The 19812-nt window shown below is 59.5% G+C and carries 15 protein-coding genes and 3 pseudogenes; 10 read left to right on the forward strand and 8 right to left on the reverse strand.

Going from position 1 to position 19812, the window contains the following annotated elements; translation table 11 throughout:
• Positions 1–176 precede the first annotated feature (176 nt).
• From ACTJKM_RS10585 to ACTJKM_RS10595, 3 genes are all read right to left on the reverse strand, one after another.
• Positions 177–1499: a homoserine dehydrogenase gene (locus tag ACTJKM_RS10585; RefSeq protein WP_058329925.1), complete on the reverse strand. Its 1323-nt coding sequence runs from the start codon at positions 1497–1499 to the stop codon at positions 177–179.
• An 89-nt stretch (positions 1500–1588) separates the two neighbouring features.
• A complete protein-coding gene (locus ACTJKM_RS10590; RefSeq protein WP_058329924.1) occupies positions 1589–2806 on the reverse strand; it encodes an LL-diaminopimelate aminotransferase in 1218 nt (405 codons plus the stop codon).
• Between the two features lie 125 nt (positions 2807–2931).
• Positions 2932–3240, reverse strand: coding sequence for a hypothetical protein (locus tag ACTJKM_RS10595; RefSeq protein ID WP_058329923.1), 309 nt, complete (start codon positions 3238–3240; stop codon positions 2932–2934).
• Between the two features lie 108 nt (positions 3241–3348).
• On the opposite strand from ACTJKM_RS10595, the gene phaC reads away from it, so the two are divergent.
• The 5 genes and pseudogenes from phaC to ACTJKM_RS10620 form a co-directional block, all read left to right on the forward strand.
• Positions 3349–5199, forward strand: coding sequence for a poly(3-hydroxyalkanoate) polymerase subunit PhaC (phaC, locus tag ACTJKM_RS10600; RefSeq protein ID WP_058329922.1), 1851 nt, complete (start codon positions 3349–3351; stop codon positions 5197–5199).
• 19 nt (positions 5200–5218) lie between these two features.
• Positions 5219–5938, forward strand: coding sequence for a DNA/RNA nuclease SfsA (gene sfsA, locus ACTJKM_RS10605; protein ID WP_058329921.1), 720 nt, complete (start codon positions 5219–5221; stop codon positions 5936–5938).
• A 31-nt stretch (positions 5939–5969) separates the two neighbouring features.
• Complete coding sequence (gene map, locus ACTJKM_RS10610) at positions 5970–6809, forward strand: type I methionyl aminopeptidase (protein ID WP_058329920.1); 840 nt, start codon at positions 5970–5972, stop codon at positions 6807–6809.
• Positions 6806–7284: pseudogene (locus ACTJKM_RS10615) on the forward strand (JAB domain-containing protein); the annotation flags it as partial. The gene map and the pseudogene ACTJKM_RS10615, both read left to right, overlap by 4 nt.
• A 177-nt stretch (positions 7285–7461) precedes the next feature.
• Positions 7462–7852, forward strand: a pseudogene (locus ACTJKM_RS10620) (site-specific integrase); the annotation flags it as partial.
• A gap of 325 nt (positions 7853–8177) precedes the next feature.
• On the opposite strand, the gene ACTJKM_RS10625 reads toward ACTJKM_RS10620, so the two are convergent.
• Positions 8178–9068 (reverse strand): LysR family transcriptional regulator, encoded by an 891-nt coding sequence (locus tag ACTJKM_RS10625; RefSeq protein WP_058329918.1) that lies wholly within the window; start codon positions 9066–9068, stop codon positions 8178–8180.
• Positions 9069–9345: 277 nt separating this feature from the next.
• Here ACTJKM_RS10625 and ACTJKM_RS10630 point away from each other — a divergent pair, with 277 nt between their 5' ends.
• A complete protein-coding gene (locus tag ACTJKM_RS10630) occupies positions 9346–9990 on the forward strand; it encodes a GntR family transcriptional regulator (protein ID WP_112995867.1) in 645 nt (214 codons plus the stop codon).
• Positions 9991–10162: 172 nt separating this feature from the next.
• Here ACTJKM_RS10630 and ACTJKM_RS10635 read toward each other — a convergent pair whose 3' ends face one another.
• Both ACTJKM_RS10635 and ACTJKM_RS10640 read right to left on the reverse strand, forming a co-directional pair.
• Positions 10163–11098 (reverse strand): phosphotransferase family protein, encoded by a 936-nt coding sequence (locus ACTJKM_RS10635; RefSeq protein WP_058329914.1) that lies wholly within the window; start codon positions 11096–11098, stop codon positions 10163–10165.
• Complete coding sequence (locus ACTJKM_RS10640) at positions 11091–12695, reverse strand: asparagine synthase-related protein (protein WP_058329913.1); 1605 nt, start codon at positions 12693–12695, stop codon at positions 11091–11093. Before ACTJKM_RS10640 ends, ACTJKM_RS10635 begins: the two co-directional genes overlap by 8 nt.
• Before the next feature lie 653 nt (positions 12696–13348).
• Here ACTJKM_RS10640 and ACTJKM_RS10645 point away from each other — a divergent pair.
• From ACTJKM_RS10645 to ACTJKM_RS10655, 3 genes are all read left to right on the forward strand, one after another.
• Positions 13349–13783: a PACE efflux transporter gene (locus tag ACTJKM_RS10645; RefSeq protein WP_058329912.1), complete on the forward strand. Its 435-nt coding sequence runs from the start codon at positions 13349–13351 to the stop codon at positions 13781–13783.
• 131 nt (positions 13784–13914) lie between these two features.
• Positions 13915–14826 carry a LysR family transcriptional regulator gene (locus ACTJKM_RS10650; protein ID WP_063893441.1) on the forward strand — a complete coding sequence of 304 codons (912 nt, stop codon included), beginning with the start codon at positions 13915–13917 and terminating at the stop codon, positions 14824–14826.
• Between the two features lie 82 nt (positions 14827–14908).
• Positions 14909–15598: a GntR family transcriptional regulator gene (locus tag ACTJKM_RS10655; RefSeq protein ID WP_058329911.1), complete on the forward strand. Its 690-nt coding sequence runs from the start codon at positions 14909–14911 to the stop codon at positions 15596–15598.
• A gap of 18 nt (positions 15599–15616) precedes the next feature.
• On the opposite strand, the gene ACTJKM_RS10660 is transcribed toward ACTJKM_RS10655, so the two are convergent.
• On the reverse strand, positions 15617–17314 hold the full coding sequence (locus tag ACTJKM_RS10660; protein WP_082663769.1) for an ABC transporter ATP-binding protein: 1698 nt from the start codon (positions 17312–17314) through the stop codon (positions 15617–15619).
• Between the two features lie 149 nt (positions 17315–17463).
• Here ACTJKM_RS10660 and ACTJKM_RS10665 point away from each other — a divergent pair.
• Positions 17464–17788: pseudogene (locus ACTJKM_RS10665) on the forward strand (IS6 family transposase); the annotation flags it as partial.
• A 56-nt stretch (positions 17789–17844) separates the two neighbouring features.
• Here ACTJKM_RS10665 and ACTJKM_RS10670 read toward each other — a convergent pair.
• Entirely contained in the window at positions 17845–19284 is a 1440-nt protein-coding gene (locus ACTJKM_RS10670) for an FAD-binding oxidoreductase (RefSeq protein WP_058329910.1), read from the reverse strand.
• Positions 19285–19812: the final 528 nt, after the last annotated feature.

Genomic DNA, 19812 nt, shown 5'->3' on the forward strand with positions numbered 1-19812 from the left:
TTTGGAACGGCATACACAGAGATCCACGTTCCGCGGTCCCTTTTCGGCACCGACCGCCTGAAATACCCAAATAGGAAAGCCTCGCCGGCATGCTTGCACGGCGAGGCTTCCATTCTATCGGTGGCAATCCAGCGCTACGCACCGTCGTGCCTTGCGGCCTGAGGGCTATGCGGTCCTCAGTTCGCCTTCGGGCGTTCGATGCGGATGACCTGCGGTTCGCCGACGAGATAGCCCTCGCCCTTGATCGCCTTGATGGCATCGCGAACGGAATGCTCCGAGGTCGCATGCGTGACCAGGATGATCGTCTGCGGCTCGCCGCCTTCCATGAGTTGCTTGGAATGCTGCATGATCGATTCCAGCGAGATGCCGTTGTCCGCCATGCGGGTGGCGATGCTGGCGAAAACGCCGGTGCGGTCGACGACCTTCAGGCGGATGAAATAGCCGCCCTCGTGGCTCTGGATCTGTGCGCGCTTGTAGGGAAGCAGCGCATTGGTCGGACGGCCGAAGGCCGGAACGTGCTGGGCGCCGGGACGGCTCTTCGCAATGTCGGCGATATCGCCGAGAACCGCCGAGGCGGTTGCATTGCCGCCGGCACCGGGGCCGACCATCAGCAATTCGCCGAGAATGTCGGATTCGATCGCGACCGCATTGGTCACGCCGTCGACCTGCGCGATGACGGAATCATAGGGCACCATCGTCGGGTGGACGCGCTGCTCGATGCCGCTGTCGGTGCGCTGTGCGACGCCCAGAAGCTTGATCCGGTAACCGAGATCGGCTGCCGCATGGATGTCGTCGATCGAGATGTTGGTGATGCCTTCGAGGTAGATGTCGTCGGCCGCAATCGCTGTTCCGAAGGCAAGGCTCGTGAGGATCGACAGCTTGTGCGCCGTGTCGTTGCCCTCGATGTCGAAGGCGGGATCGGCTTCGGCATAGCCGAGGCGCTGCGCTTCCTTGAGGCAGGCTTCGAAGGAAAGCTCTTCCTTCTCCATCTTTGTCAGAATGTAGTTGCAGGTACCGTTCATGATCCCGTAAACGCGCGAGATCGTGTTGCCGGTCATGGACTCGCGCAGAGCCTTGATGACCGGGATACCGCCGGCAACCGCCGCTTCGTAATTGAGCAGCGCGCCCTTCTCCTCGGCGATCTTGGCGAGCTCGATGCCATGGGCAGCAAGCAGCGCCTTGTTGGCGGTCACGACATGAATGCCGCGCTCAAGCGCCGCCTTGACGGCCGAATAGGCCGGATCGCCCGAGCCGCCCATCAGCTCGACGAAGACGTCGATATCGGCGTCCCGCGCCAGCGAAACGGCATCTTCGAACCAGGTGGCCTTCGAAAGATCGACGCCGCGATCCCTGTTGCGGTCGCGCGCGGTTACGGCCGTGGTCTCGATTGCCCGCCCGCACGTTGTCGCAAGCATCTCGTGACGATCCTGGAGGATTCGCACGAGCGAGGCACCGACGGTACCCAAGCCCGCAATGCCGATTTTGAGGGCATCTGCCATAGCCATTTCCTAACATGTAGAGGGCGAGCCGCGAGAACTGCGGTGCCGGTGTGGAAGGAGGCGCACACGTAGCGCGCCTCCCGTCTTAATCACCTGTGCGCGTTGAGCGAGATGACGTTGTGCATCGTCTCGTCGGCAGTCGACAGGAATTTCTTGATGTTGCGCGCCGCCTGGCGAATGCGGTGTTCGTTCTCGACGAGAGCGAGACGCACGTAGTCGTCGCCCTGCTCGCCAAAGCCGATGCCTGGAGCAACTGCCACATCAGCCTTCTCGACCAGGAGCTTCGAGAACTCGAGCGAACCGAGATGACGGAACTTTTCCGGGATCTTCGCCCAGGCAAACATGGTCGCTGCCGGCGGCGGCACTTCGAAACCGGCCTTGCCGAAGCTTTCGACCATCACATCGCGACGGCGCTTGTAGATGTTGCGGACTTCGGCGATGTCGCTGCCGTCACCGTTGAGCGCCTGTGTGGCGGCAACCTGGATCGGCGTGAACGCACCATAGTCGAGGTAGGACTTCACCCGCGTCAGTGCCGCGATCAGCCGCTCGTTGCCGACGGCAAAGCCCATGCGCCAGCCGGGCATCGAAAATGTCTTCGACATCGAGGTGAATTCGACCGTGCAGTCGATCGCACCCGGAACTTCCAGGACCGACGGCGGCGGCGCGTCGTTGAAGTAGATTTCCGAATAGGCGAGATCGGAAAGCACGATAATGTCGTGCTTCTTCGCGAACGCGATTACGTCCTTGTAGAAGTCGAGCGTTGCCACCTGCGCCGTCGGGTTCGACGGATAGTTGAGGATCAGCGCCAGCGGCTTCGGGATCGAGTGCCGCACGGCGCGTTCCAGCGGCCCGAAGAACGTTTCGTCGGGTTCGACCGAGTTCGAACGGATAACGCCGCCCGCCATCAGGAAGCCGAAGGCATGGATCGGATAGGTCGGGTTGGGGCACAGGATCACGTCGCCGGGCGCTGTGATCGCCTGCGCCATGTTGGCGAAGCCTTCCTTGGAGCCAAGGGTGGCGACGACCTGCGTATCCGGGTTCAGTTTGACGCCGAAGCGACGGGCGTAATAGGCGGCCTGGGCACGACGCAGCCCGGGAATGCCCTTCGACGACGAATAACGATGCGTGCGCGGGTCCTGAACGGCCTCGCAGAGCTTGTCGACAATCGACTGCGGAGTGGGAAGATCCGGATTGCCCATGCCGAGGTCGATGATGTCAGCACCGGCCGCTCGCGCGCTTGCTTTCAAACGGTTGACCTGTTCGAAAACATAGGGCGGCAAACGCCGGACTTTGTGAAACTCTTCCATCTCCAAACCTCATTTGGCGCACGCTCCCGCCAGCGGCTCAAGCCTTGGGAAACCGTGCGCTGTGGTGAACGGCCGTCCATGCGGCCATTGAACGCTTTGCGTCCAAATCACCGGAAAGGCAAGCGCTAATTCTGGATCTCTTTCAGCGTGTCGGTACCGTGCTGTTCGGCGAGTGCACGCATTTCCTTCAGACGCCGCTGATATTCGGCTTCCGAGATCGCACCGGACTTGCGCGCAGCGCCAAGCGACGTCAGGCGCGCCTGCATGTCGGCCGCCTCCTCATTGGTCATCTGCGTCGTTGCGGCCGGCTTCTGGCCATAGACCGAAGGATAGTTCTCGAAGTTGGTCGTCTGACTGTTGCAGCCTGCAAGCGTGCCTAGCAGAACGATCCCGGCAAGCCAGGTGATGGAACGCTGTTTTCCGACGGCAAGCATACTGAAGACGACCTCTGTTTTGACACGCGACGATGCGCTAGCCCTTGTAATCATTTTCGGGCAGAATGTAAAAATACAAAACAAACAAGATGCTGTGGAGGACGCCGGGTGACAGCAGAGAGGAAAACGGAAGGCACCGCTGGCAAGGACGGTTTCACGGGATTCGACCCCAAATCCGTCGAACCTTATATCGTCAAGGACCCGGAAAGCCTCGCCGTCAACCTCGCCCGCGCCATGGAGCAACTCGGCAAGGCGGCCTCCGCCTGGCTGGCGCCGCGTGAATCGGGACAGAAATCGGACGTCTTCTCCGAACCCGTCACCGACATGGTGAAAACGCTCTCCAAGGTCTCCGAGTACTGGCTTTCCGATCCCCGGCGCACGCTTGAAGCGCAGACGCACCTGATGGGCAGCTTCTTCGAGATCTGGTCGCGGACGCTCCATCGCATGTCCGGCGACGTCGGAATGCCGGAGCCTGCGGCTCTCCAGCGCACTGACAAGCGCTTTACCGACGAGGATTGGGTGAAGAACCCGTTCTTCGATTTCATCCGGCAGGCCTATTTCGTCACGTCGGATTGGGCCGAGCGCATGGTCGAGGACGCCGAAGGGCTCGACGATCACACCAAGCACAAGGCCGCTTTCTACGTCCGCCAGGTTTCGAGCGCCCTCTCGCCCACGAACTTCGTCACCACCAATCCGCAACTCTATCGCGAAACCGTCGCATCGAACGGCGCCAACCTCGTCAAGGGCATGCAGATGTTCGCCGAGGACGTCGCCGCCGGCCGCGGCGACCTCAAACTGAGGCAGACGGATACCAGCAAGTTCGCGATCGGCGAGAATATCGCGATCACGCCAGGCAAGGTCATCGCCCAAAGCGACGTCTGCCAGGTGCTGCAGTATGAAGCAACGACGGAGACGGTGTTGAAGCGGCCGTTGCTGATCTGCCCGCCGTGGATCAACAAGTTCTACGTTCTCGATCTCAACCCGCAGAAATCCTTTATCAAATGGGCCGTCGACCAAGGGCACACGGTGTTCGTCATCTCCTGGGTGAACCCGGATGAACGACACGCAACCAAGGACTGGGAAGCCTATGCGCGCGAAGGCATCGGCTTTGCGCTCGATGTCGTCGAGCAGGCGACCGGCGAGCGCGAAGTCGATGCCATCGGCTATTGCGTCGGCGGCACCTTGCTTGCGGCGACCCTCGCGCTGCATGCCGCCGAAGGCGACGATCGCATTCGCTCCGCGACCCTCTTTACCACGCAAGTCGATTTCACCCATGCGGGCGACCTCAAGGTCTTCGTCGACGAGGAGCAGATTCGCCAGATCGAACAGAACATGAGCGTGACGGGCTATCTCGACGGCTCGAAGATGGCGACCGCCTTCAACATGCTACGCGCCTCCGAGCTGATCTGGCCTTACTTCGTCAACAACTACCTCAAGGGGCAGGATCCCCTGCCCTTCGACCTGCTCTACTGGAATTCCGATTCGACAAGGATGCCGGCCGCCAACCACTCCTTCTATCTGCGCAATTGCTACCTCGAGAACAAACTCTCGAAGGGCGAGATGATGCTTGCGGGCCGGCAGGTGTCGCTCGGCGACGTGAAAATCCCGATCTACAATCTCGCCACCAAGGAAGACCACATCGCCCCGCCGCGGTCGGTTTTCCTGGGCAGCTCTTCCTTTGGCGGCAAGGTCACCTACGTGCTTTCCGGCTCGGGCCACATTGCCGGTGTCGTCAACCCGCCGGACAAGGGCAAGTATCAGTTCTGGACCGGAGGCGCGCCCAAGGGCGAGTTTGATGATTGGTTCAAGGCAGCGAAGGAAACGCCGGGATCCTGGTGGCCGCATTGGCACCAATGGATCGAGAAGCTCGACAAGAGGCGCGTTCCGGCCCGCAAGCCCGGCGGCCCGCTGAATTCGCTCGAGGAAGCGCCGGGCTCGTACGTTCGCGCCCGGGCATGAAACAGTTGCAGGACATGTCTTGATCTTCGACCCGCCGCTCGCACAGGCAACCCTCGTGCAGCGCTACAAGCGCTTTCTCTTCGATGCGATCCAGCCCGACGGTACCGCCATGACCGGCTCCTGCCCGAACACAGGCTCGATGCGAGGCCTGACGACGCCGGGCTCGCGCATCTGGATGTCGGAACACGACAGCCCGACACGGAAATACCGTCACATGCTCGAAATCGTCGAAGCCGACGGCACACTGGTCGGGATCAATACCGGCTTGCCGAACCGACTCGCTGAAGAAGCCATTCGACTGGGCCTCGTTTCCGATCTGCATACATATCAAGGCTTCGCGCGGGAACAGAGATATGGCCGCAATTCGCGGATCGATATCCTGCTCAGCGACCCCGATCGAGGCCTCGCCTATGTCGAGGTGAAGAATGTGCATTTCAGTCGCACGCTCGGTCTCGCGGAGTTTCCGGATAGCCCGACGGCGCGCGGCGCCAAACATCTCGACGAACTCGGCGACATGGTCGCAGCCGGTCACCGCGCCGTCATGATCTATCTTGTACAGCGCGGCGACTGCGACCATTTGAGAATCTGCCGCGATTTCGATCCGGCCTATGCGCAAGCCTTCGATCGCGCCATGGCGCGTGGGGTCGAGGCCTATGCGATCAAATGTCAGGTATCGCCAACGCAAATCCGTCCGACCGGATTGATGGCAGTGGACGAAGGCGCCCTCGCTGCTCTATGAAATCCGACTTGGAACAAATGAAAGCTTTGGAATGGTGACTTACATCGAGGCAGGGTCTGCCCCCTACAAAAACACCGGCGTTATCCGGCTCTACGGACCGGAAGGTTTTGAAGGCATGCGCAAGGCCTGCCAGGTGACGGCGCGCTGCCTCGACGAACTCGTTTCGCGCGTTCAGCCGGGCGTCACCACCGACGAGATCGACCGCTTCGTCTTCGAATTCGGCATGGACAATGGCGCCCTGCCCGCGACGCTGAACTACCGCGGCTACACCAAGTCCTCCTGTACCTCGATCAATCACGTCGTCTGTCATGGCATCCCCAACGACAAGCCGCTGCGCGAGGGCGACATCGTCAATATCGACGTCACCTATGTCGTCGATGGCTGGCACGGCGACTCGAGCCGCATGTATCCGGTCGGCGAGATCAAGCGCGCCGCCGAGCGGCTGCTCGATGTCACCCATGAAAGCCTGATGCGCGGCATTGCCGCCGTACGCCCGGGTGCTCGCACCGGTGCCATCGGCGAGGCGATCCAAACCTATGCCGAAGCGGAACGTTGCTCCGTCGTGCGCGATTTCTGCGGCCACGGCGTCGGCAAGCTTTTCCACGACGCGCCGAACATCCTGCACTACGGCCGCGCCAACGAGGGCCCCGAATTACGGGAGGGCATGATCTTCACCATCGAGCCGATGATCAATCTCGGCCGCCCGCATGTGAAGGTGCTCTCGGATGGCTGGACCGCCGTTACCCGTGACCGGTCGCTTTCGGCGCAGTACGAGCACACGGTCGGCGTGACCGCCGTGGGGTGCGAGATCTTCACGCTGTCGCCGGCCGGCCTGTTCAAGCCGGGCCTCAACAACGTCGGCGCTGCATGAAGAAGCGTCCGATCTCCCCTGAAGGCGACGAAACGCCATCGGCGGACGAGAGGACTTTTTTTCCGCAATTGCAGTTGGACGGCGGACCGGCGGCCAAGAAGGCACCGGCGCCCGAAGCGCATTATCACGGCCATCGCGATCGGCTGCGCGAGCGTTACCGCGAGCACGGCGACGCGGCGCTGGCGGACTACGAGATCCTGGAAATGCTCTTGTTCCGGCTGATCCCGCGCAAGGATACCAAGCCGATCGCCAAGGCGCTCATCAGCCGTTTCGGGACGCTTGCTGGCGTCTTCGGCGCACCGATTGCGCTATTGCAGGAGGTGAACGGCATCGGCACAAGCGCAACACGTTGATCGCCGACGAGGTGCAGCAGACCGGCACGATCGACCACACGCCTGTCTATCCGCGCGAGGTGGTCAAACGCGCACTCGAACTCTCCGCCACCGCGATCATTCTCGTGCACAATCATCCCACTTCGCCTTTTTCGATCACGTTCGATCACGCTGTAGCACACTGAATAATAACGGTTTTCTGGCTTGTCGAAGAGTCGGATACCATGGCATATTGGGGTCGGCTTTTGAGGGATCGAAGCCCTTTTTTGGCCCCAGTCCCAGACCCCAGCAACCCGTCTGGTGACCCCACTAGAAAGCCCATGGGAGAGCCCAGTGGCTTTCGCCGAGCTCTCAAACAAGTGGAGCAGACAAGAAAGCAGCTAAGCCTCATTGATGGCGAGGGTCATGGAACGGGACGTCTCGTCCTAGTCATGAAACCAAATGCCGACCCGCGTCACTGCGGATTGGATGGCCCAGCAGTGGCGGGACCAAAAGCGCCTCAAGAAGAAGCTCGGCTCTTATCCCTCGATGAGCCTCAGTCATGCGCGCGAAGTGTTCAAACGCGACTATGCCGACATGATCCAAAAGGGGCGCAGCATAAAGATCGCCGGCGACACCCGCCCCGGGACCGTCGCGGACCTCTTCGAAGCGTATGTCGCGTCGCTCAAGGCCGCCGTCAAGCCATCCTGGAAGGAAGCTGAGAAGGGACTCCTGTGTCATCGCAAAGTGCTCAAATTTTAGCAGGGTGTTCGCATGGCGACTCCGGTCCACTCGACGACCGCTACCACGCCCAGACTTGATGAAGGGTCACCGCTAGACAAGCCAGCGAAGAATTCGTCATGAAACCCACGTTCTGACTAACCGCTACTCGCGCAGTTCGCCATGCTACGCCATTGGCGGTGAGTGAAGATGGGCGATAGTCAAAGTTGTGAGGCGGCCCGCGAGACGGCATCGCAATGCCGCAAAAAGATAAATGAACAACTAACCATCTGAATTAACTGTCGGATTTCGCCGCAGTTCACGATGATCACTCCCTTCACGTATTGGCATCGATCTTCGTGGCGGCGAAGCGTTCGCGAAGCCACTTCGCGGCTGGCCCGCAAGCTCGTTGTTTGTGCCAGATCATTTCCAGTGCGACGGGAAACTGGCCGTCGCCGAACTGGAGCTCCGGAGTGACGAGATAAGGTGCATGCGGTGAATTTGCGATGACGTGGTCAGGAACCAGCGCCCAACCGATGCCTTGCCTGACCAACTGCAATATGACCCACTGACTTTCGACCCACCAGACTTCCGCGGCCGTCCGCAACCGCTGTCTTTCCGGCCCCTCGCTCCGTACGGCAACCATGATCTGCCGATGACGCTTCAGTTCCTCCCAGTCCACATGAGCGTTCGCCAGCGGGTGATCCTTTGAGCACACCATTTTCAGCGGAATCCAGCCAAGAGTCTGGAACCCAAGTTCTGGAGGCAGTTTCTCCTGGCGCCACAAGATGCCAATGTCGGCTTTTCCGTCCAATACGAGGCGGCTCACGTCCTCCATCATCGGAAATAGGAGCTCGAGTTCAACATGCGGGAAACAAGCTGCAAACTCCGCGAAAAGCGCCCCCAATTCCCGGTCGGGGTAGAGCTCATCGATGGCGGCGACCAGGCGCGTCTCGATATGGGCCTCGAAGCTGCTAGCGACGCCGATCAGGTGTTCCCGACGATCCAGGATCACCTTGGCTTCAAGAAGGAGCCGTTCCCCCGCCGTTGTAAGTGAAGGATTCCGTCCCGACCGGTCGAACAGGTCGAGACCAAGATCCTCCTCAAGATTTGCGACTTGGGTGCTCACGGCCGACTGCGCTTTTCGTAAAGCCCGGCCCGCGGCAGAGAATGAACCGTGCTCTCCGGCCGCAACGAATGCTTGCAATTGTTCCAGGGAAACGGGCATCTATCTACAATCCAGATATAACCTAACTTGATCCACTGCATGATGCAGATAGAAATGGCGCGGTCAACGCCGCACAGGGAAGGCTTCGACGTTCCTAGTGTACGTCACACTGGGCGGGCTTTTCGAGCCGCTTGAGTCGTGGTCGCGGAGTGCGCGAACGGGCACCGATGAGGAAGCATACAGGTCCACGCCGTGCCGGGGCTGTCGCTCGCCGGATCAGACGAATCAAGGATCGTTTGTTCTTATCTTGGTCCTGCCAATCAGTGGGAGATGGAACATGGAAGCGAAGTCCGTAGTCGCAAGAGCGTATATCAGACAACTGGTGTTAACCGGCGGACTTGCTGCCGGGTCGGGAATTGACGTAACGGAGATTGCCCGGGCCCTAAATATCAGTGCGGTCCCCGTGAGGGAGGCGCTAATCCGGTTGGCGGAGCGACGATTCATTCGCGGCGGCGCGAGGCAAACCTATCACGTTCATAAGCCCTTGCAGCGCGAACAACTCGATGCCCTCATGTGGGCTCGGTCTCTCTTTCAGAAGGCGGTAGAGAAATTCCTGCTGCGCGAGGACCGAGAATTCCTCATCGCGAGTATTCAGATGGCTGCGGCGGGAAAGGACGAACTGCATCCTTCCATATTTTGCTTCCGTATCGCAGACGCCATCGGGAAGTTCAGCCTTTCGGACATCGAGTATCTTCTGTTCTCGATCGCACTGGATAATCTTTTGCTCACCCCGCCCAACGAGTGTGACGCGGAATACACAGATTTGAAGGCGACCGTCCGCAGGATAATTGAGCTTATCGTCAGTGCTGGCGATATTGAGGAGATCTCCAATCAGGTCCATCGGATGTCTTCCACGGTAGAACGGATAATATCGCTTGCCCACACTCAGAGCGCGGCCGAACGCCTGTTCAAGGAGAGCTGAGAAGGCACAGCTTTGCACCCCCCCATTCGCCCCTCTCCTCCCTCAACCGGAGCCACGGCGCTGTGACGACGGGCGCCGGCGTGAACGCCTGAACGTAACCGCTGAGCTAGATCGATCTCCATAGGCGTGTTTCCATGACTGTGCAGACTTCGCAAAAAAATCGATCCGCGGTTTACCAGCCATCCTGCAGAAATCCGCTTTCGGGGACAGCACGGTTTCGCCACACGCCAACGAGATGTTGCGTCCCGGCGATGACGCTTTTCTCCACTTCCAGCGAGAGCTTGATAAAGTCCCGCAGAAATAATAGCGATCGGAGTTCGACCGAGAGAACATGGTATGGAAGACTGGACATATCCGCCCTCTCCCCATCCTGTGTCTCTTCATAGCCTTCCAGGAAGGCGTTCCACAATTGGGATTTGATCTCAGCTGGCTGTTGAAGACCGGTCAGCCACCAAGCGACGTTGGCGACATCTGCTACCGGATCTCCAATGGATGTGTGCTCGAAATCGAAAAGGGTTACCCTGGATTCGCCAAAGCGTCCGTTCCCCGGCCAGGCATCGCCGTGCCGGATGGAAGTCTTGCCTGAGCTGGTCGGCTCGCCGCGATTTGACCATTGGAAGATCGCACCTTGGACCAGGGAGATCGCTTCGACCAATTTTCCCGATGCGGCCAGATGGGGTGCGCTGTCCACCCGCTCGACCTTTCCGGTTATGGGAATGGCGTGCAGTTTCCCAAGCGCCCGCCCGAACGGTCTCAACTGACCGACTGAATTATCGTACGGATCTCCGGGCGCGACGGTGGTGGCAATTCCAAAATAGGGCGCGCCATCCCACACGAAGGCGGTTCCCGCATGTTGCGGATCCATGAATGGCTTTGCTGCGATTTGTTCGTGGTCCGTGATGCAGGTTAGGATCTTCGCCTCGCGCTTTAACTCGACGGACGAGTGGAGACGTTCCGGGGACAGTCGAAGATAGAAATCGCCTTGCTCGCAGCGCCCGGCGAAAGTCTTATTCACCCCGTTGAGCACAAGCTCCAGATGAAGGTTGCCCTGATCCAGAACCCTGGACAGGGTGCGCTCGGCATTCTTGAGGTCCTCAACGTCACGCATATGCACTCTCCCGAAAAAAGGCCTCCAGATGCAAGATCGAGCAAATGTGGTGCAGTAGCTCAAACGATTTCGAATCGTAGAACCGCTCGACATCCGCTCGAAATTGTCGTGGCAGTACGAGGTCGAAGTCATACACCGCCATGTCGCGCACCAACGATCTGATTTTGTTTTCTTCCTTCAACAATCCGGAAATGTCACCATCAAGGAAATTTTCCTTCTGGTAGTTGCGGAAGATCGATGTGCTTGGGATCGAATGCTCGATGTAGGATAAGAGAAGCGCCTTTTCAAAGCGAAGCTCGAACGGCAACGCATGACAGAAGCGCACCAACGGGACGTTGCACAGCGGATAGAGCGGCCACACGCCTTCTTGCATGACCAGCGGCGTGTGACGTGCCATCGCTGAGAGCGCGGATGTCCTGCTCGGCGCCACCCCGGCCGCGCCCCAGAGCGGTGCCTCAGCCAGTTCCCTTGCTGGTTTCGTCAGGCAATTCAGGAACTGACCTTCGACGAAGCTCGGATCCGGCCCGACTGCATGCCGCAGACGATCGGTTTCAAACTTTTCGCCCTGAAATGTCGGGAACAGTTCGTCGCCGCCATGGCCGCTGATGACCGTGTCTGCGCCTGCCTGACGGGCACCGGCCCACAGCTTGTGGAATGCCGCGTAGTAGGATTCGCTCTGGTAATAGAGGCTCTGAAATCGCGCCAGGTTCGCGTAACTGGGTAGGTAATCCCGCATCGATAGAATCCGCGAATTCGCGCGGCAGGCCGAAACTACGGTGGAGATGCGCTTCTCCTGGCTTGCCGAAAGGCTCGCATTGGGCATCAGGATCGACAGATGACGCGCACCGTGCCCGACGCTCCTTGCAAACGACAACGCAACGGCCGCCGAGTCGTAGCCCCCGCTCAGTTCAATCGCGGTCGCGGCCGGAACAAGCGCTCGTGTCTTCCAGACGTCATCCAGTAACGAGCTGAAGTCGGATAAGGCACGCGCCTTGTGGACATCGATTGGCCCATCGAAGTCAAGGTCTGGTTCCGGCCCTGTCAGGCTCGGCGTGCCGCCGTCCCAGTTGATGACTGACCAGGGCGGCATCATGGCGACGCCATGGTATGGGGTACGGGTCGAATATACTGCCCGATAAGCGGCGTGAATAAGAAACTGTTGGTCGAAGCACTTGTTCGACCGATCACGAGCAAGCATCAGGACGTCCCAGCTGCCCGTTAACTTCGGCCCCTCTCCGGAGACGTAGATCGGACAGGTTCCATTCGATCCCGACAGGAGCCTTATGCGGGTCGCGCCGGCGCCGTAGGCGCATTCGATCGCAAAGAGTTCATTCGGAAAACCGACGATTTCGCGAAAGGCCTCCTCGTAGGCAGATTCCGACAGCATCTCCCCGGAAGGATGGAGTGTGACGGAACCTTCCTCCCTACCGCGTTCATGAACGACGATCAGCCAACGTCCTTCAGCCAACATGAGCTCCATCGATATCGTTGGATGCGAGAAGGCTTTAACAAATGACCGATCGCCCAGACGACACGTCTTGCCCTTCAGAAGCGGCGCGCGGAGGCACTCATTCAGCTGCAGCTCGAATGTGATCATAGCGGCCTCCGCGCGCCCAACTGTCAGTAGCGGAAGCGGTTGCTGTCGCCCTGCATCAGAAATTTGGTGGCACGGGCCATCCGCTTGCTACGCTTCATGGGTGCGATCGATTTGAAGGTGTTCATTGTCCTTTCCTTTCGATGACGTTGCTAACGCCAGAACCTTCCGCTGCCCACGCGATTATGTCCAAATGTTTCCATTTATAGCTGCAAATGCGTCGATATAAGCTATTGTATTTGCAAACACTTCCGACATTCCAGGTGTGCTGCCAGAGCACTCTCCCTAGCGGCCAAATCTTTGCTCGGGTGACCGATCGGGCGGTCTCGATGATCGAGCTTTACCTTGGCTCCTGGTAGGAGCCGATCCTCGGCCGATGTAAGTGCGGGGTGCGTCCCCATCGGTTGTACCGCCCGACATCAAGATCCTGCTCAAGATTTCCTAGCTGAGTACTGTCGGGCGCCGGCGCCTTTCGCAGACCGCTGGCAACAGCGGAAAACGACCCGTGTGCGCCGGGTGCCAGATAAGCGTCAAGCTGACCCCTGCAAACCGAAACCTATCTATATTCCAGATAATACCTAACTTGATGCACCTCATCATACAGATAGAAAGGTCGCGGTCACGCAACAGAGAAGGAAGATTTCGTCGTGTCTACTATGCGCACTTTCCCTGATCGAATGCGGCATGCGGTCCTGTTTGAGGCGCTCGGATTGGCTATCGTCACGCCGGCCGGGGCTTACGTGTTCGACCAGCCCGCAAGTCACATGGGCGTCGTCGGCATTTTCGCATCGGCCTTAGCGACCATCTGGAATTTCGGTTTCAATCTCGGCTTTGAACACACGATGCTGCGCCTCGTCGGGAATACGACGAAGACCTACGCGCTGCGCCTCCTGCACACGGCCCTGTTCGAGATCGGCTTTCTGATCATGCTCATCCCCCCGGTCTCGTGGTATCTCGGCATGTCGCTCTGGGACACATTCGTGATGGATGTGTCGATCGCAGTTTTCTACATGGTCTACGCTTTCGGCTTTAACCTTGCCTACGATCGGACCTTCCCAGTGCCCGTCCGTCGTTCGGCGGACACTGTGTAACGAAGGCGCGGCTGCGTTTCACTCAGATCGCTCGGCTCTGGCAATGGCGCCCCACAAAACTTGTCACGCGGCCAACCTCGTCGGTCGGCGCTATGGGGCGAAAGGTGCTCTGCGCCGACGGGAGAAGAAACATGCCATTCGATATTCGCCAGCTTCGTCATGCAATCGCAGCTGCGGACTGTCGCAGCTTCCATCGCGCTTCGGAGGCACTCAATATCAAACGATCGACGCTTAGCCGGAGCATCTTCCGCTTGGAAGAGCGTCTAGGCGCGACGTTGTTCATTCGGACGACTTCAGGGGTTTCGACTACTCGGGTTGGCAGGGAGTTCGTTCGCGAGGCGCGCCGCATCGTCAGCAAAGTCGATCAGCTAGCTGCGAGCATGCGTGCTGCCGGACAAGGACGCGTCGGGGATCTGTCTATCGGCTATAATGTCCCGGTTTCCGCCGGCAACCTCCACACGACACTGCTCAGTTGGCGCGAAAGCAATCCCAACGTGGAGATCTGTGCCGTTGAAGCTCAGCGCTTGGATCTAGTGAACGGTCTGAAGGAGCGCGCGGTCGATATCGCCATATTGCCCGGCGAGGCAAGCTATTCTGAAATCAAAAGGGCCGCCTTCTGGAGTGAACGCTTGCTCGTCGCGATGGCGGCGGATTACCCGCTCGCTGCATATCCGTCCGTGCAGTGGTCCGACCTGCGCGATGAGACTTTCTGGCTCACGGCCAATGATCCGGGACCCGAGATTCACGACATGCTATTGGGTCATCTATCGGCATTCGGGATCCGTCCGAAAATCAAGATGCAGCCGGTCAGCCGTGAGTCGATCATGAACATGCTGGGCGCTGGGATCGGCGTAACCATCACCTGCGAAGGTGCGGCAGGATTGCAGTATCCAAACATTGTCTTGCGGGAGGTGCGTGCCTCTCACGGCCCCTGCTTGATCGCATATTCTGGGTATTGGCACGAAGACAACTCGAATCCAGCGTTGAAGAATTTTCTTGCCTTCGTGTGCAATCGCTTTGCGCTGACGTTTTGCCTCCCGTAGTGGCCATCGGGACCTTGGGTGGCATTCGCCTCCCTCAATAGATCAGGAGACAGCACAGCCCTTTGAACAGAGAAAGGGGGGAATGGTGGGGTTTCTCATCAACCATTTAATCTACGAGCAGGTGTGCGAACAAATCTTTGCGCGCCCTCACTTCATTGTTGGCGGCGTTGCTGCCAAACCGTTAGCGCACGATATCGGAACAAGCGTCATGCCGGTTCGCGAGGCCCTTATCCGCCTCGCCCAGCAAGACGCGCTCGACAGTATCCCGTCGAAGGGATTCTTTATTCCGCCTCTCAAGGCGCATTACATCGAGGAGGCCTTCAATATTGCGCGCCAACTCGTTGCCAAGCAGCACAGCCCCACTTCCGACGATGGCAGGGCCGAACTGAAAGATGCCATCGTGCAGAACGTGCTACTGTCTTGGCATTGGGAGGTTTTTGAATGGATTGCCACACCTTCAGGCTTCCGTGCGATCGAGAGGGGGCAATACACTGATTTCGACAGGAAATTCCTTGTGATAGCGTCGAAGTGCATGGCGGAGGTCGATTGGACGATCATGCGCTATATCTGGGGCAAAACGATTCACTACCGATACTATATCTACAGCAATTTTGACCTTTACGCCGCCCCAGTGCCCAATTTGACCAGACAACCCAACCACCGGAACGAGGTAGCGCGCTTTGTCGATGAGGTTTTCAGACGATACGCACGCCTCGCCGGAATCGTCACGGCACAGGCCGGCGCCAACCAGCGCCCTTCGCCTTACATGTGATCGCAAATCGCCGCGGCGTTATACGCCTTCAGTTACGCGCGTCCGATCGCTGAGATCAATGACGTTGTCTGTCTGACGGATTGTGCACTTGCGGTGGGTGATCGCCAAGACGGTGACTTCGCCTGCGACCCTCCGAATATGGTCCATGATAGCTGCTTCCGTCGCCTCATCGAGGGCGGAACTCGCTTCGTCCAGCAACAGAAACTTCGGTTCGCCGTAAAGCGCCCTGGCAATTGCAATTCGCTGACGTTCGCCACCGGACAGTTTCAGGCCACGCTCTCCGACGATCGTTGAGAACCCATCGGGAAATTCTTCGATCCGATTGAGGATCGCCGCCTTCGCAGCGGCCACGCGCAGTCGCTGCTGATCGATCGGTCGGCCCAGAGCGATGTTGGCCGCTAGCGTATCGTTGAGCAGCATCACTTCCTGCGGCACGATGCCGACCGATGCATACCAATCCCGTCGGTTGACCTCGAAGAGGTCGACGCCGTCGACACGAATTTGCCCCTTGGAAGGTTCGACAGTTTTCAACGCCAGCCGGAGAACCGTCGATTTTCCCGAACCGGTCTCGCCGATAATGAAGGTGATGGCTCCTCGCTGGGCGATAAAGCTGACGTCCGCTATTCCACGCCCGTCGTCATAGGAAAAACCGACGTTCTTGAATTCGAGCCGTCCGCCGACGGAGGCGAGTTCACCGCGCGCTGCAGTCCGGTCACTCTCCTCCGGAGACGCCCACATCTGGGCGAAGGGCCTGAATTGCGCATAGGATCTCACCAGGCTCTCGATCGCGAGACCAACCATCTCGAAAGGCTGGTTGAGTTGAAGAAGGAGTGCATTGAACAGCACGATGTCGCCGACGGAGACGGTCCCTTCTCGGTAGCGGGGCAGGAAGATGGTGAAAGCGATCGCGAACTGAATCGCAAGAGCGAGACCGTAGACGCCAGCATAGGCGATCCGTTTCAGACAATAGCTCCGCCAGTTGTGAAGGACCTCTTCAGCGCCGCGTCTGTAGCGGTCACTCATCCATCCGCAGCTTCCAAAGTAACGCAACGTCTCCATCGAGGAAATCGCGTTACCCACCAACTGCGCATTGGCTTGCCCGGCCGTCGTCGCTTTTTCGAGGTGCGGCCGCGTCCATTTGTTCGAGAAATAGGTCAGCGAGATAAACACCGCCCCATATCCAAGGACGACAAGGACCACCCTTGCATCAATGGCGGCACCCAGGACGGCCAGGGTCAAAGCAAGCTGCGCAAAGCCGGGTATGAGGACCATCAAGGCAAGTTGCACTACGACGATGAGGGCTTGTGTTCCCTGCATCTGCGCAGACTGAATCTCCGCTGGATTGTGCTCGACGAAGAACCGAGGCGACTTCTTGACCAAGCGCTCGAAAAAGCCAGTGGCGGCGATGAAATTTAGGTCCTCGGCGCTCATCGCGGCGAGGTACTTCACCATGCTTTGCAGCGCGATCGAGAGCCCGATGACAACGGCGTAGATCAAAAGAACCGCAGAAATCGTCTCCAGCCAGCGATCATCGGTCAGGCGATCGACAAGCCGCGAGAAAAGGTAGGGCGCGAAGACCGAGGCCAGCGACGAGGCGACCACGACGGCGGCAACGAGCACTATCGTATCCCGCGAGGCCTTACAGAAGCTCGAGATGATCCCGCAGAGCGGAGCCATCACCATGCGCCAATCGCTCAGCTTTCCCGAAGTTGGCATTTCTGGTGATTTCCTTCGGATCTAGTGGCGTCGACACAGTCACGTCGCCAGCAACATCTGAAGGAGGCCGGACGCCGCGACTACGGCTAGACCTTAATAGGAGGCGACCGCTCGGCCGTGATAAGCGCGAAATACCCCGATTATAATATGTCTGGCATCTCGACGAAGTTGTCGTCCGCATCAATGGTCGCTGATGCTGGCTGTGGCGGGCTGTCGATCAAGATGGATATGTTCTCGACGAGATCGTCCAGACCCGCCGCGACACCAAGGCCGCCAAGCGATTGCTGATGCGGCTTTTGAGGAAGCAGGGCTGTTCGCCCCGCATCGTCACCGACAAGCTGAAATCATATTCAGCCGCAAAGCGTCAGGTTATGCCTAACGTCGAGCATCGCTCGCACAAGGCTTGAACAACCGCGCCGAGAATTCTCACCGCCGTTTCGAAAACGGGAACGAATGCGGCAGGGCTTTCGATCGAAAGCTTAGGCCCAAAATCAACGTGACAACACACATTTCCTCCTGTGCATCGCGGTTCAGGCCGCCCCGCGTTCCTCGATCAGCCGAACGTTCTGGTTCACCCGGAAGAGGTTCTGTGGGTCGTAACGCCGCTTGACCTCCACAAGTCGTTGGTAGTTGCCGCCATAGGCCGCCTCGACCCGGTCGACCTCGTCTTCCGGCATGAAATTGACGTAGGCTGTGCCAGCGGCATGGGGCTTGGCGGCCTCGAAGAGATGCCGCGCCCAATCGATGCAGGCCTGGTCCATCGCCGGATCGCGCCAGCGGGCGTGCACATTCATCACGAAATGCGAGCCGCGCTGCGGGAAGGCAGTCTCCTCGACCGCGATGCGACCGGCAGCCCCGCCGACATGGCCGATGAATATCTCGCATTCCGGCCCCGGCAGTTGCCGGATGGCATCGAGCAGAAAGCCCGTGGTCTGATCGGAAAGCTCCATGAAATCATGGCTCTTCCAGTAGTTACGCGCGCCCGGCGCCAGCAATGGATCGAAGGCCTGCTGCCAGCCGACGAAGAGATGCGGCGCGACGACGTCGGCGATCGGCCTGCCGATCGCGCGCAGGCCGGCCGTCGCCTTCTCGCCCGCTTCGAGATCGCCGCAATAGCACATTGCGAGCACGAGCACTTCCTTGCCGTGCCACTCGGCAGGAAGGAACGGCAGCGGTGGAGCCTGCCGCATCACCACCCAGCAGGTGAGTTCGTCCGGCGCGTTTTCAAGCGCCTGCCGGTACTGCTGGAGGACGCTTTCCGCGTCGGCGAAGGGATGGACGACGAGCCCGGAGAGGACCTCCGGCCCGAGATCGTGCAGTTCGAATTCGAATGCCGTGACGACGCCGAAATTCCCGCCGCCACCTCTTAAGCCCCAGAAGAGGTCGCGGTGCTCCGTCGGGCTGGCCCGCACCAGTTCGCCGCTCGCCGTGACCACATCGGCCGAAAGCAGGTTATCGATCGTCAAACCGAACTTGCGCGTGATCCACCCAAAGCCACCGCCGAGCGTCAGGCCGGCAATGCCGGTCGTGGAATTTATGCCGGTCGGCAGCGCGAGGCGGAATGCCTGCGTCTCCTTGTCGACATCGGCAAGCGTCGCCCCCGGCTCGACCCAGGCCCTCTTCGTAGTCGCATCGACACGCACCGATTTCATCGGCGTCAGGTCGATCATCAGGCCGCCGTCGCAGACCGCGTTGCCGGCAATGTTGTGCCCGCCGCCGCGCACGGCGACGAGCAAGTGGTTCTCAGCCGCGAAACGAACCGCATTGACGACATCGGCAGCCCCGGCGCATTGGACGATCAGTCCGGGCCTGCGGTCGATCATGGCGTTCCAGATCGTCCGCGCCTCGTCATAGGTGGCGTCGGTCGCGTTCAGGACGCGACCGCGCAACCGTCCCGCCAGCACCTGGATCGCCGCGGCGCTGATCATTGTTACTCCCGCTTGCAGATTGGTGAGGCTCATATCCTTCATGGTTCGCTCCTCCCAAGATGAACCATTGCCCCAGCGGCCGGCATTCTGCGCCTTTGCTGTGCGCCCGGCAAGCCGCGCCGGCCACCGCCACCCATAGTCCTTTGGGGTGCTGTCGGCCCAGATCGTCGATGCCGTTTTGTCCCAGTCACGACATTCCGGAGTTGAGCGCTGTCATGGGCGATCGCACCCGTCACAGTCCATCCCCGGATGTAGCCGTGCGCCCGGTCGATACCCGCATGGTTCTTGTAGCCGAACATCGGAATGGCAATGTCGGTCGACAAGCCGGCGATCGCCGACTGGATGCAAGCGCAGCAAAGCGACGCTCATAGAAGCGAGGTCCGGGGCGCGGCATAGGCGCCCCTCAACTCGATCAGTTGACAGTTCACTCCTGAAACAGAGTTTCGACCAGGAGCGCCGTCTGCGCACTGCGCAACGACCTCATCGAGAACGCGCTCGATGCGCCTGTGGTCGGTGATCTTCGCCCGGACGTCGGCAATGTGGGCGACAAGACGTCGCGTACCTCGCCAC

The organism is Ensifer sp. 22460 (assembly GCF_052044935.1).
GTDB lineage: Bacteria > Pseudomonadota > Alphaproteobacteria > Rhizobiales > Rhizobiaceae > Ensifer.

Excerpts from the sequence above, each read along its gene's own strand:
- ACTJKM_RS10585 (WP_058329925.1), bottom strand. The coding sequence starts at position 1,499 with ATGGCAGATGCCCTCAAAATCGGCATTGCGGGCTTGGGTACCGTCGGT.
- ACTJKM_RS10590 (WP_058329924.1), bottom strand. The coding sequence starts at position 2,806 with ATGGAAGAGTTTCACAAAGTCCGGCGTTTGCCGCCCTATGTTTTCGAA.
- ACTJKM_RS10595 (WP_058329923.1), bottom strand. The coding sequence starts at position 3,240 with ATGCTTGCCGTCGGAAAACAGCGTTCCATCACCTGGCTTGCCGGGATC.
- map (WP_058329920.1), top strand. The coding sequence starts at position 5,970 with ATGGTGACTTACATCGAGGCAGGGTCTGCCCCCTACAAAAACACCGGC.
- ACTJKM_RS10625 (WP_058329918.1), bottom strand. The coding sequence starts at position 9,068 with ATGCCCGTTTCCCTGGAACAATTGCAAGCATTCGTTGCGGCCGGAGAG.
- ACTJKM_RS10630 (WP_112995867.1), top strand. The coding sequence starts at position 9,346 with ATGGAAGCGAAGTCCGTAGTCGCAAGAGCGTATATCAGACAACTGGTG.
- ACTJKM_RS10635 (WP_058329914.1), bottom strand. The coding sequence starts at position 11,098 with ATGCGTGACGTTGAGGACCTCAAGAATGCCGAGCGCACCCTGTCCAGG.
- ACTJKM_RS10640 (WP_058329913.1), bottom strand. The coding sequence starts at position 12,695 with ATGATCACATTCGAGCTGCAGCTGAATGAGTGCCTCCGCGCGCCGCTT.
- ACTJKM_RS10645 (WP_058329912.1), top strand. The coding sequence starts at position 13,349 with ATGCGCACTTTCCCTGATCGAATGCGGCATGCGGTCCTGTTTGAGGCG.
- ACTJKM_RS10650 (WP_063893441.1), top strand. The coding sequence starts at position 13,915 with ATGCCATTCGATATTCGCCAGCTTCGTCATGCAATCGCAGCTGCGGAC.
- ACTJKM_RS10655 (WP_058329911.1), top strand. The coding sequence starts at position 14,909 with ATGGTGGGGTTTCTCATCAACCATTTAATCTACGAGCAGGTGTGCGAA.
- ACTJKM_RS10660 (WP_082663769.1), bottom strand. The coding sequence starts at position 17,314 with ATGCCAACTTCGGGAAAGCTGAGCGATTGGCGCATGGTGATGGCTCCG.
- ACTJKM_RS10670 (WP_058329910.1), bottom strand. The coding sequence starts at position 19,284 with ATGAAGGATATGAGCCTCACCAATCTGCAAGCGGGAGTAACAATGATC.